Origin of the sequence: Elioraea sp. Yellowstone, assembly GCF_006704265.1 — a bacterium.
In the GTDB taxonomy this organism is placed as follows: domain Bacteria; phylum Pseudomonadota; class Alphaproteobacteria; order Acetobacterales; family Acetobacteraceae; genus Elioraea.
In genome coordinates, this window is sequence record NZ_VIKA01000100.1 from 1 (window position 1) to 12,117 (window position 12,117).

At 72.0% G+C, this 12,117-nt stretch carries 12 protein-coding genes; 9 read left to right on the forward strand and 3 right to left on the reverse strand.

Annotated features, from left to right (window positions below; all coding sequences use genetic code 11):
• Positions 1-253 precede the first annotated feature (253 nt).
• Genes FK498_RS13285 through FK498_RS13295 form a run of 3 tightly spaced genes read left to right on the forward strand, consistent with a single transcriptional unit; the run spans position 254 to position 3,149 of the window.
• Positions 254-1,294: a DctP family TRAP transporter solute-binding subunit gene (locus FK498_RS13285; RefSeq protein WP_141855327.1), complete on the forward strand. Its 1,041-nt coding sequence runs from the start codon at positions 254-256 to the stop codon at positions 1,292-1,294.
• 19 nt (positions 1,295-1,313) lie between these two features.
• Entirely contained in the window at positions 1,314-1,850 is a 537-nt protein-coding gene (locus FK498_RS13290) for a TRAP transporter small permease (protein ID WP_370510906.1), read from the forward strand.
• Positions 1,851-1,853: 3 nt separating this feature from the next.
• On the forward strand, positions 1,854-3,149 hold the full coding sequence (locus FK498_RS13295; RefSeq protein ID WP_141855329.1) for a TRAP transporter large permease: 1,296 nt from the start codon (positions 1,854-1,856) through the stop codon (positions 3,147-3,149).
• A 98-nt stretch (positions 3,150-3,247) separates the two neighbouring features.
• Here the strand turns inward: FK498_RS13295 and FK498_RS13300 are convergent, their stop codons facing one another.
• A complete protein-coding gene (locus FK498_RS13300; protein ID WP_141855331.1) occupies positions 3,248-4,009 on the reverse strand; it encodes a class II aldolase/adducin family protein in 762 nt (253 codons plus the stop codon).
• A 10-nt stretch (positions 4,010-4,019) separates the two neighbouring features.
• On the reverse strand, positions 4,020-5,030 hold the full coding sequence (locus FK498_RS13305) for a succinylglutamate desuccinylase/aspartoacylase family protein (RefSeq protein ID WP_161988414.1): 1,011 nt from the start codon (positions 5,028-5,030) through the stop codon (positions 4,020-4,022).
• Between the two features lie 105 nt (positions 5,031-5,135).
• Here FK498_RS13305 and FK498_RS13310 point away from each other — a divergent pair, with 105 nt between their 5' ends.
• From FK498_RS13310 to FK498_RS13335, 6 genes are all read left to right on the forward strand, one after another.
• The gene (locus FK498_RS13310) at positions 5,136-6,683 is read left to right on the forward strand and encodes an ABC transporter substrate-binding protein (RefSeq protein WP_141855335.1); all 1,548 of its coding nucleotides are present in this window, start codon (positions 5,136-5,138) and stop codon (positions 6,681-6,683) included.
• A 66-nt stretch (positions 6,684-6,749) separates the two neighbouring features.
• Positions 6,750-7,703 (forward strand): ABC transporter permease, encoded by a 954-nt coding sequence (locus FK498_RS13315; RefSeq protein WP_141855336.1) that lies wholly within the window; start codon positions 6,750-6,752, stop codon positions 7,701-7,703.
• Positions 7,663-8,553 carry an ABC transporter permease gene (locus tag FK498_RS13320; RefSeq protein ID WP_141855337.1) on the forward strand — a complete coding sequence of 297 codons (891 nt, stop codon included), beginning with the start codon at positions 7,663-7,665 and terminating at the stop codon, positions 8,551-8,553. The genes FK498_RS13315 and FK498_RS13320 overlap by 41 nt, the downstream gene beginning before the upstream one ends.
• Positions 8,550-9,512: an ABC transporter ATP-binding protein gene (locus tag FK498_RS13325; protein ID WP_237560940.1), complete on the forward strand. Its 963-nt coding sequence runs from the start codon at positions 8,550-8,552 to the stop codon at positions 9,510-9,512. The genes FK498_RS13320 and FK498_RS13325 overlap by 4 nt, the downstream gene beginning before the upstream one ends.
• Positions 9,509-10,468: an ABC transporter ATP-binding protein gene (locus FK498_RS13330; protein WP_141855338.1), complete on the forward strand. Its 960-nt coding sequence runs from the start codon at positions 9,509-9,511 to the stop codon at positions 10,466-10,468. The genes FK498_RS13325 and FK498_RS13330 overlap by 4 nt, the downstream gene beginning before the upstream one ends.
• A 37-nt stretch (positions 10,469-10,505) precedes the next feature.
• Positions 10,506-11,501 (forward strand): NAD-dependent epimerase/dehydratase family protein, encoded by a 996-nt coding sequence (locus tag FK498_RS13335; RefSeq protein ID WP_141855340.1) that lies wholly within the window; start codon positions 10,506-10,508, stop codon positions 11,499-11,501.
• 4 nt (positions 11,502-11,505) lie between these two features.
• On the opposite strand, the gene FK498_RS13340 is transcribed toward FK498_RS13335, so the two are convergent.
• Positions 11,506-12,117: outer membrane lipoprotein carrier protein LolA (locus FK498_RS13340; RefSeq protein WP_141855342.1), on the reverse strand; the 612-nt coding region annotated here is incomplete at its 5' end.

Here is a 12,117-nt window from a genome sequence, read left to right on the forward strand (position 1 = left end):
AGCGCGGCGCGATCGCGGTCGGCCACGGCGATGTGCCAGCCGGCGGCGGCGGCCGCGCGCGCCACCGCGAGCCCGATGCCCGAGGCGCCGCCGGTGATCGCGACCACGCGTGGTGCCATGCGCTTCCTCCTCTGCCCCGCCACCATGGACCATGACGGGCGCGCCGGTAAGCGGCGCGCGCGCATGACCCCTTGCGGACCTGCCCCCCTCCTCCGCATCCTGCCGGCAACGCCGCATGGAGGAGGATCCGCCGATGACCGTCGCCGCCAACCGCCGCACGTTCCTGCTCGGCAGCGCCGGGCTTGCCGCCGGGCTCGCCGCCCCCTGGGTGTCGCGCGCGCAGGCGCTGAAGAGCGAGTACAAGCTCTCGGTGGTCGGCAACCGGCCGATCCCGCTCTCCGAGGGCGCGTTCCAGTGGGCGGAGCTGATCACCGAGCGCACCCAGGGACGGATCAACGTGAAGGTCTATCCCGGCAGCCAGCTCGTCGGCGGCGACCAGACGCGCGAGCTGCTCGCCATGCGCCAGGGCGTGATCGACTTCACCGTCTCCTCCACCATCAACCTCTCGCCGCAGATCCGCGAGATGACGCTCTTCTCCATGCCGTTCCTGATGCCCGGGCACCGCGCCTTCGATGCGCTGATCCAGGGCGAGGTCGGCCGCGACCTCTTCGCCGTTCTCGCGCGCCGCGACGTCGTGCCGCTCGCCTGGGGCGAGAACGGGTTCCGCGAGATCTCCAACAGCCGCCGGCCGATCCGCGTGCCGGACGACCTCAAGGGCATGAAGATCCGCTTCGCCGCCGGCGCGATCTTCGCCGACATCTACACCGCCCTCGGCGCCAATCCGGTGCAGATGACCTTCGCCGATCTCCAGCCCGCCCTCTCCACCGGCGCGGTGGACGGGCAGGAGAACCCGATCAACCTGTTCCTCGCCTTCAAGATGGACACGCTGGCGCAGAAGCACCTCACGGTGTGGAACTACTGCGCCGATGCGGGGATCTTCCATGTCGCCAAGGGCGTCTGGGAGAGCTTCTCGAAGGCCGACCAGGAGATCATCGCCGAGAGCGCGAAGGAGGCGGCGAAGCGGCAGATCGCCGCCGCCCGCAAGGGCATCGGCGAGGGCGACCGCTCGTCCTTCGACGAGCTCGCGCGCCGCGGCGTCGCGGTGGTCGAGCTCTCGGACGCCGAGAAGCAGGCCTTCGCTCGCGCCACGCGCCCGGTCTTCGACAAGTGGGCGGGCCAGATCGGCGCCGAGCTCGTCCGCAAGGCCGAGGCGGCGATCAAGGCGCTCGCCTGACCGGACCGATGCGGGGGCGGTGCGCCGCCCCCCTCCGCCCGTGATGTCCGACGGCGACCAGCACCGCGCGCCCGGGCTTGAACTCGGCGAGGCGAAGCCGCGCATCCCGGTCGCGCTCGAGGGCGCGATCGGCGCGGCGATCATGGCCGCGCTCGCGCTGATCACCTTCGCCAATGTGCTGGTGCGCTACTTCACCAACGCCTCGATCGCCTTCACCGAGGAGTACTCGGTGGCGCTGATGGTGATCATGACGCTGGTCGGCTCGGCCGCGGCCTTCGGCGCCGACCGGCACATCCGCATGACCTTCTTCACGGAGAAGCTCTCCCGTCCGGTGGCGCGGCGCATCGAGCAGGCCGTGCTCGCCGCCTCCTTCGCGGTGTTCGCCGCGATCGCGTATCTCGGCGCGCTCTATGTCTGGGACGAGTACCGCTTCGAGGTGCTCTCGCCCGGGCTCGGCGTGCCGCAGTGGCAGTACACGGTGTGGATGCCGCTGCTCGCCGCGCTGATCTGCCTGCGCATCCTCGGCCGCATGTGGCGCGTGCTGCGGAGCGGCTGAGCCGTGGTGGTCGAAGGCTCGGCGCTGCTGCTCGGCGCGTTCTTCGCGCTCCTGTTCCTCGGCGTGCCGATCGGCATCGCGCTCGGACTCGCGGGCTTCGCGGTGATCGCCGCCGAGGGGCTCGGCGTGATGGCGCTGCCGACCAACATCTGGACCGGCATCGCCAAGTACCCGCTGCTGGCGCTGCCGATGTTCGTGCTCGCGGGGATGATGTTCGAGCGTTCGGGGGTGGCCGAACGCCTGGTGCGCTTCGCCTCGGCGGTGGTCGGACAGCGTCGCGGCGGGCTCGCCGTGGTCGCGGTGCTGGTGTGCATGATCCTGGGCGGGATCTCGGGGTCGGGCGCGGCGGATGCGGCGGCCGTCTCGGCGGTGATGCTGCCCTCGATGCTGAAGCAGCGCTACCCGCGTCCCTACATCGCCTCGCTGATCGCCGGCGCCGGCTCGACCGCGGTGCTCATTCCGCCCTCGATCCCGTTCATCGTCTATGCCGTGCTGGTTCCGGGCGTCTCCGTGCCGGCGCTGTTCGTGGGCGGCCTGGTCCCGGGCGTGCTGGTCGGGCTCGCGCTGCTGATCCCGGCGGTCGTGCTCGCGCGCGTGCACGGCTTCGGCGCCCCCGACCCGGGCGAGGAGCGGCCGCCCTTGGGGCGCAGCTTCGTCGAGGCCGCCTGGGGGCTCGCGGCGCCGGCCGTCATCCTGGGGGGCTTGCGCACCGGCCTGTTCACGCCGACCGAGGCGGCGGTGGTGGCGGTGTTCTACGGCCTGTTCGTCGGCGCGGTCGTCTATCGCACGCTGGGCCTGCGCGAGATCTACGCCACGCTGCGCGATTCCGCGGAGATCTCGGCGGTGGTGCTGATCATCGTCGCGCTCGCCAGCATCTTCGCCTTCGCCGGCTCGACGGTCGGCGCCTTCGACGCCCTCGCCCGCGCCATGGTCGGGCTGACCGGGTCGGATGCGGCGATGAAGCTGATGGTCACCGCGCTGGTGCTGGTGGCGGGGATGCTGATCGATGCGATCTCGATCTTCCTCGTCTTCCTGCCGATCCTGGTGCCGATCGCGCGCCAGTTCGGCTGGGACCTCACCTGGTTCGGCATCGTGCTGACCATGAACGTCGCGATCGGCGCCTTCACGCCGCCGATGGCGGTGAACCTCATGGTCACCTGCAAGGTGGCCGGCTGCGCGATCGAGCAGACGGTCCCGTGGGTGATCTGGTTCGTGCTGGCGATGCTCGCGGTGCTGCTCTTGGTGCTGTTCGTCCCCGAGATCGCGCTGTTCCTGCCGCGGCTGCTCGGCGACGTGTGACCTCCGCCCTGCCCTCGCCCGCGTGGGGAGAGGGAACCGTGTGTCGCCGCCGCGACCCTCTCCCCCGGAGAGGGACGGGGTGAGGGCGGGCCGCGCCCTCAGCTCGCGTAGTCGGGCTCCTCCCTGTCGAGCACGCGCCGCCAGGCGTCGAGATGCAGGCGCGCATCGACCTTCTCGCCCCACGGGCCGAGATAGTTGCGGCGGAACCGGTCGGGGATCGTGCGCAGCCTCATCCCCGTGGACAGCGCCGTCATCTGGTACATCGCCGTGCGCTCGGCGATGTAGAGCTCGTCGAAGGCCTCGTGCGGCGTCGCCCCGACCACCGTCACGCCGTGATTGCCCATCACCAGGATCGTCCTGTCGCCGAGCAGGCGCGCGATCCGGTCGCCCTCCTCGTTGTCGTGCACCGGCTCGTAGCCCGCGGTGTCGTAGACGATGCGGTCGTTCAGCAGCAGGTTGTTGTGGTGCGCGAGCGCCAGCTCGCCGCCGTCGATCAGCGACAGGGCGGTGAGGTACTGCGGATGCACATGCAGCACCGTCACCGCCTTCGGGTTGGCGATGTGGATGCGTGCGTGAATGTGGAAGGCGACCTTGCGCAGCTCGCCCCTGCCGCGCAGCACGCGCCCGTCGAGATCGCAGACGATCAGGTCGGACGCGCGCAGCTCGCGGAACAGGTAGCCGCGCGGATTGATCAGGAACAGCGGCTCCTCGCCCGGCAGCATCACGCTGTTGTGGTTGCCGATCTGCTCGTTCCAGCCGAGCCGCGCCGAGACGCGGAAGATCGCCGCCATGTCGCAGCGCAGCGCCCACTCCGCCTCCTCGGCCTTGCTGTCGCCGAGCGTCTTCACCACTGCCGTCATCGCCGTCCTCCTATGCCATGTCGCGTGCGATCACCGCGACCGGGTCCCCTTCGCGGCAGCGGCCCGGCGCGCGCGTGCACCAGAGCAGCCCGTCCGCCCCGTAGGTCAGCACCTGGGCCGGGCGCAGCGGCTGCTCGATCGCGTGCAGCCGCCCGGCCGCGGCGCCCGCGCGCACGGCCGCGCCGAGCGGATCGGCCGCCTCCCAGATCCCGTCCGAAGGCGCGAACACGTAGTGCGTGAGATCGGGCACGGTCATGCGCCGGCTCGGGCCGTGCGGGCCCGTCACCGGCCTCCCGTCCAGGATGCCGAGATGGCGCAGCACGTTGCGCACGCCCGCCTCGGCGATCGCCAGCGCCTCGCGCGACAGCCGCCCCGCCCCGCCGAGTTCCGAGGAGAGCGCGACCACGCCGCGCCGCTCCGCCGCGGCGAGCAGCGTGGGCCCCGCGTTCACCTCCTCGAGCAGCAGCGTGATCGGCGCGTTGAACGCATCCGCCATCGCGAGGCTGCGCTCCATGTAGCCACGATCGTCGACCAGGTGGCCGACCGCCGAGGGCACGATCTCCATCCCCGTCCCGCCCGAGTGCAGATCCATCTGCGCGTCGCACATCGGCAAGAGATGCGTGTCGATGTAGTGCGCCAGCACCTCGGCGAAGCTGCCGCGCGGGTTGCCGGGGAAGCAGCGGTTGAGATCCTTGCCGTCGAGCGGGCTCAGCCGCGTGCCGGCGCGCGCGGCGGGGAAGTGCATCGCCGGCAGGATGATCACCCGCCCCTGCACCTGCGCCGGCTCCAGGGTCTGCGCGAGCCGCAGGAGCGCCACCTGGCCCTCGTACTCGTCGCCGTGATTGCCGGCGGTGAGCAGCACGGTCGGGCCACTGCCATGGGCGATCACCACCGCGGGGATCGCCACCGTGCCCCAGCCGGAATCGTTGCGCGACAGCGGCACGCGCAGCCGGCCTTCGCGCTTGCCGCCGCCCCACCAGTCGATCTCCGCCCGCACGGGCGACAGCGCCGCCTCGTCCACGCCCCTCTCCTCTCCCGGCCGCGACTGTCGCGCCGCATGGCGGGTTTGCCAAGGGCCCGCCCCCGCGCCATCATTCCGCCGCACAACCGAGGGGAGACGGGAGCGATGATCACGCGCAGGCAACTCGGCGCGGCAGCGGTGGCGGGGATCGGCGCCTCGGCGCTCCGCGCGCCGGCGATCGCCCAGAAGCGGGGCGGCGAGGTGGTGGTGGCGCAGCAGGCGCAGCCGCCCAGCCTGGATGCGCAGACCACCACCGCGCAGGCCAGCCGCAACATCAACCTGCACATCTACGAGACGCTGTTCGCGCGCGACGAGGCGGGCAACCCGATGCCCGATCTGGCCGAGGGTGTGGACATCTCGGCCGACGGGCTGACCTACCGTTTCGCGCTGCGAACCGGCGTCAGGTTCCACAACGGCAAGGTGATGGACGCGACCGACGTGAAGGCCTCGCTCGAGCGCTACGGCAAGGTCGGCGGGTCGGCCTTCATCATGCGCCCGGTGGACGCGATCGAGACGCCGGATGCGCGCACCGTGACGGTGAAGCTGAAGGAGCCCTATCCCGGCTTCATCGCCGGCCTCTCGAGCCCGCGCGCGCCCTGCGCGATCATCCCGGCCGACGAGGCGGTGAAGGAGGCGAACCGGATCGAGATCATCGGCACCGGACCGTTCCGCTTCGTCGAGTACCGCCCCGACAGCCATGTCCGGCTCGCCCGCTTCGACGGCTACACGCCGAACACCAACTTCCGCGAGCGCGACGGGTTCGGGGGAAGGAAGACCGCGCATTTCGACGCCATCACGATCCGCTTCATGCCCGAGGCCGGGGCGCGCACCGCCGGGCTGCAGACCGGCGAGCTGCACGTGCTCGAGGCGCTCGCCGTGCCGGCGGCGCAGCGGCTGCGCGCCGACCGCAACATCCGCACCTACGAGATGATCCCCTGGGCCTTCCAGACCCTGATGCTGAACCATGCCCAGGGGCCGACCGGCAACGTCGCCTTCCGCCGCGCCATCCAGGCCGCGCTCGACCTCGAGGAGATCATGGCGATCTCCACCGACGGGCTCTACCGCATGACGCATGGCTGGCAGCATCCCGGCACCACCTATTTCGCCGGCGAGGTCGGCAAGGAGCTCTACAACATCAAGGACCAGGCCCGCGCGCGCGCGCTCCTGCGCGAGGCCGGATACCGCAACGAGGAGGTGATCGTGCTGGCCGACTCCTCGTTCTCCAATCACAAGGCCGCCGGCGAGGTCACCGCCGAGCAGCTCAAGGCGATCGGCGTGAACGTGCGCCTCGTCGTGCTCGACTGGCCCTCGGCGCTCAACCAGCGCACGCGGCGCGAGGGCTGGCACATCTGGACGCTGATGCTCGGCATCGAGCCCTACGAGGGCCCCTACGGCGTGGTCGGATTCTTCTCCGGCCATGCGCCGGTCCAGCACGAGCGCGACCCGGTGATCGAGGATGCGCAGCGGCGGCTCACCACCTCGCTCGCCGAGGCCGACCGCAAGAAGGCGGTCGCCGATTTCCAGGCGCGCATGTACGACCAGGCGATCGCCATCAAGTGCGGGGATGTCGGCATCGTCCAGGCCGCGCGGGCGAATGTGGAGAACTACAGGCCCTACCGCATCCCGCGCATGTGGGATTGCTGGTTCGCGTGACGGCAGGGCAGCGGACGGCGCGCGCCGGCACCCGCGCAGGCCGCAGCTAGAGGGCGCGTCGGCCGCGTGCTGCGCTACACGCTCGGGCGACTGGTTTCCGCCGTTCCCGTCCTGCTCGTCGTCTCGCTCGTCTCCTTCGCGATCATCGCGCTGGTGCCGGGCGACATGGCGAGCGAGATGGCCGGCCCCTCGGCGACCGCCGAGGAGCTCGCGCGGCTGCGCACCCAGCTCGGCCTCGACAAGCCGATCGTCGAGCGCATGCTCGACTGGTACGCCGCACTGCTGCTGCGCGGCGATCTCGGCGAGAGCGTGCTGCTGCGCCAGTCCGTCACGGCGGCGATCCTGGAGCGGCTGCCGGTCACGCTCTCGCTCACCTTCCTCGCGCTGATGGTCGCCATCCTGCTCGGCGTGCTCGCCGGCATGATCGCGGCGGTGCGGCCGAACACCTGGTCCGACCAGGGGGTGATGGCGACCGCGCTGGTCGGCCTCTCCCTGCCGGATTTCTGGCTCGGGCTGGTGTTCATCTGGATCTTCGCGGTGCAGCTCGGCTGGCTGCCCACGGGCGGCTACGTGCCCTTCGCCGAGGACCCGCTCGGCTGGCTGCGCGCGATGGCGATGCCGGCGGGCTGCCTCGCGCTCACCCAGATGGGGCTGCTCGCGCGCATCACCCGGGCGAGCATGCTCGACGTTTTGCGCCAGGACTTCGTGCGCACCGCGCGCGCCAAGGGCCTGCCCGGCTGGGTGGTGGTGGCCAAGCACGCGGGCGCCAACGTGCTGGTGCCGGTGCTCACCGTCGCCGGGGTCACCACCGGCATCCTGCTCGGGGGTGCGGTGGTGATCGAGCAGGTGTTCAGCCTGCCCGGCGTCGGACGGCTGATCATCGGCGCGATCCAGCGCCGCGACTATCCGGTGATCCAGGGAGGCCTGCTGCTCACCGCCTCGATCTTCGTCGCCGTCAACCTCGTCGTCGATCTGCTCTATGCCGCCGTCGATCCCCGCGTCCGCTACGACCGACGATAGCGCCGCGCCGCAGGGACCGGCGCTCGCCGCGCGACTGCTGTCGCATCGCGGCGTCGTGGTCGGGCTGGTGCTGTTCGGGCTGGTCGTGCTCGCCGCGCTGACGGCCGACTGGATCAGCCCGCACGATCCGCTGCGCAACAACTTCCGCTACCGGCTCGGCGCGCCGAACGACATCCACTGGCTCGGCACCGACCGGTTCGGCCGCGACATCCTGAGCCGCATCATCCACGGCACGCGCGTCTCCTTGCGGATCGGCCTGATGGTGGTGCTGGCCACCGGCGTCCTCGGCGCGCTGATCGGCGCGACGGCGGGGTATTTCCGCCGGCTCGACGGGCCGGTCATGCGCGTGATGGACGGGCTGATGGCGTTTCCCGGCATCCTGCTCGCGATCTCGCTCGCCGCGGCGCTGGGGCCGTCGGAGCTGAACGCCGCGATCGCGCTCACGGTGGCCTACACGCCGCGCACCGCGCGGATCGTGCGCGCCTCGGTGCTGGTGGTGCGGGAGCTCGACTACGTCGAGGCGGCGCGTGCGCTCGGCGCCGGGCACGGGCGCATCCTCGCGCGCCACATCCTGCCGAACAGCCTCACGCCGCTGGTCGTGCAGTGCACCTACATCTTCGCCCTCGCGGTGCTGGCCGAGGCGGTGCTGTCCTTCATCGGCGTGGGCCCGCCGCCGCCCACGCCCTCGCTCGGCTCGATCATCGCCGACGGGCGCGACTACATCCTCGAGGCGCCCTGGATCTCGCTCTATCCCGGCATCGCGATCGCGATCACCGTGCTCGGGCTCAACCTGCTCGGCGACGGGCTGCGCGACGTGCTCGATCCGCGCATGAAGGTCGAGATCCGGTGAGCGCGCTGCTCGATGCGCGCGGCCTGACCGTGCACTTCGGTCCCTGGGCGGTGGTCGAGGACGTGTCGTTCTCGGTCGCGCCCGGCGAGGTGCTGGCGATCGTCGGCGAGTCCGGCTGCGGCAAGTCGATGACGGCGCTCGCGCTGATGCGGCTGGTGCCGGAACCGGGCCGCGTCTCGGGCGCGGTGCTGTTCGAGGGACGCGACCTGCTCGCGCTGACGGAACGCGAGATGCGGCAGGTGCGCGGCAGGCGGATCGCGATGATCTTCCAGGAGCCGATGACCAGCCTGAACCCGGTGTTCACGGTCGGCCACCAGATCGCCGAGGCGCTCGCCTGGCACGGGACGATGTCGGGCGCGGCGGCGCGCGCCGAGGCCGCGCGGCTCCTGTCGCTGGTCGAGATTCCGAACGCGGCCGAGCGGCTGTCCGCCTATCCGCACGAGCTCTCGGGCGGGATGCGCCAGCGGGTGATGATCGCGATCGCGCTCGCCTGCCGCCCGGCCCTGCTGATCGCCGATGAGCCGACCACGGCGCTCGATGCGACGGTGCAGGCGCAGATCATCGACCTGCTGCGCCGGCTGCGCGCCGAGCTCGGCATGGCGGTGATCCTGATCACGCACGATCTCGGCGTGGTGTCCGACTTCGCCGACCGCGTCGCCGTGATGTACGCCGCGCGCGTGGTCGAGACGGCGCCGGCGGAGGCGCTGTTCGCCGACCCGCGCCATCCCTACACCCAGGGACTGCTCGCCAGCCTGCCGCGGCTCGATACGACCGCGGAGCGGCTCGCCGCGATCCCCGGCCAGGTGCCGCCGCCCTTCGCGCTGCCGCCCGGCTGCCGCTTCGCGCCGCGCTGCGCCCACGCCAAGGCGCCGTGCGAGGCCGCGCTGCCGCCGCTGCTGCCGGCCGGCGAGGCGCGCGCCGCAGCCTGCATCCGCCTCACCGGCTACGCCGCGCCATGACGGCCATCCTGAGCGTGCGCGGCCTGGTGAAGCACTTCCGCGGCCGCGGCGGGCTGTTCCGCGACGCCCCGCCCCCCGTGCGCGCGGTGGACGGGATCGACCTCGACGTGCCGGAGGGCGGCACGCTCGGGCTCGTGGGCGAGTCCGGCTGCGGCAAGTCCACGACCGGGCGGCTGGTGCTGCGGCTGATCGAGGCGGACCAGGGCACGATCACCTTCGCCGGCGAGGACGTGCGCGCGGCCGACCCGCCCCGGCTGCGCGCGCTGCGCCGGCGGATGCAGATCGTGTTCCAGGACCCGTTCGGCTCGCTCGATCCGCGCATGACCGTGCGCGAGATCCTCGAGGAGCCGTTCCTGATCCACCGCATCGGCGATGCGGCCGAGCGGGCGCGGCGGGTGCGCAGGCTGCTCGATGCGGTGGGGCTCGCCGCGCACCACGCGGCGCGCCATCCGCACCAGTTCTCGGGCGGGCAGCGCCAGCGCATCGGGCTTGCGCGCGCCCTCGCCCTCGACCCGGCGCTGATCGTCGCCGACGAGCCGGTCTCGGCGCTCGACGTCTCGGTGCAGGCGCAGGTCCTGAACCTGATGAAGGACCTGCAGCGCGAACGGCGCCTCTCCATGCTGTTCATCAGCCACAACCTCGCGGTGGTGCGGCACATGGCCGACGCGGTGGCGGTGATGTATCTCGGCGTGGTGGTGGAGCAGGCGCCGCGCGAGACGCTGTTCGCCGCCCCGCTGCATCCCTACACCCAGGCGCTGCTGTCGGCGGTGCCCGACCCGGGCGGCGAGAGGCGCGCGCGCGTGGTGCTGCGCGGCGAGATCCCCTCGCCCACCGCTCCCCCCTCGGGCTGCCGGTTCCGCACCCGCTGCCCGCTCGCCGAGGCCCGCTGTGCTGCCGAGGTGCCGGCGCTGCGCGCGGTCGCGCCCGGCCATCGCGTCGCGTGCCATCTCGTCTGACTTGCCGACGCGCCGGCCCGCCTGTATCGGGCGGCGCATGACCATCCTCGTCACCGGCGCGGCCGGATTCATCGGCTTCCACCTGGCCCGCGCCCTGCTCGCGCGCGGCGAGCGCGTGATCGGCTTCGACTCCGTCAACGCCTACTACGACCCGACGCTGAAGGAGGCGCGGCTCGCGGTGCTGGGCCAGGACCCGGGCTTCGCGATGGTGCGCGGCGACCTCGCCGACCGCGACGCGGTGCTCGGCCTCGCCGAGGCGCATCCGACGATCGACCGGATCGTGCATCTCGCCGCGCAGGCGGGCGTGCGCTACGCCGAGGTGAACCCCTACGCCTATGCGGACGCGAACCTCATGGGCCAGGTGACGGTGCTGGAGCTCGCGCGCCGGCTGCCACGCCTCTCGCATCTCGTCTATGCCTCGTCCTCCTCGGTCTATGGCGGCAACACGAAGCTGCCGTTCCGCGAGACCGACCCGGTGGAGCGGCCGCTCAGCCTCTACGCCGCCTCCAAGCGCGGCGCGGAGATGATCGCGGCCTCCTACGCGCATCTGCACGGCATCCCCTGCACGGGGCTCCGCTTCTTCACCGTCTACGGCCCGTGGGGACGGCCCGACATGGCGGCCTTCCTGTTCGCCGAGGCGATCGCCGCAGGGCGCCCCATCACCGTCTACGGCGAGGGCAGGCTGAAGCGCGACTTCACCTATGTCGACGACATCATCGCCGGCGTGCTCGGCTGCCTCGATGCCGGGCCCGCGGTCGCTGCGCGCCCCGAGGAGCCGGGCGGACCGCCCCATCGCATCTACAACCTCGGCAACCACCGCTCGGAGGTGCTGGACCGCTACATCCGCCTGATCGAGCAGGCGCTGGGGCGCGAGGCGGTGCGCCGGCACGAGGCCAAGCCGCGCGCCGATGTGGCCGAGACCTATGCCGACATCGCGCGCGCGCAGGCGGATTTCGGCTTCGCGCCCGCCACGCCGATCGACGAGGGGATTCCGCGCTTCATCGCCTGGTTCCGCGCCTGGAAGGGCGTGTGAGGCGTCAGTTGGTGCGGTTCTGGAACGTCCTCGGGTCGACGAACCGGAACAAGGCGGGATCGAAGCGTCCGCCCGTCTCGGCACCATAGAGCGACACGCGCACGGCTTGGCCCTGCGCGTCCACCACCGTCCACTGGCGGAGCTCCAGCGGCGGATCGGCGAAGCCCAGCGTGATGCTGCCCTCGCGCGGCTTGCCGGCCTGGATCAGCGTCACCAGGATCACGCCCGGCGAACGATCCACCCGGACCGGCTCGACCTCGCCGCCGATCAGGCGGATGCGCTCGGCGAGCAGCACCGAGAGCGGGGTCGCGCCGATCGGGATGTGGCTGGTCTGCTGCACCGATCTGTCGTGGAAGATCACGAAGGTGCCGTCGGCCACCAGCAGGATCTGCGCCGGCGGGTCGTATTCGAATCGTATCCGTCCCGGCCGCTGGAGCCAGAGCGTCCCTTCCGCCGTGCCGCCGCGCGCATCGGCCTGGACGAAGCGCGCCTTGAGCGTGCGGATGCCGTCCAGATAGGCCTCGATCCGGGCGAGATCGGCACGGTCCTGCGCGGTCAGCGGCGCGGGTTCGGGCGCGGCGGCCGCCACGCCGCCGCGCGGCTGCGCCGGTGGCGG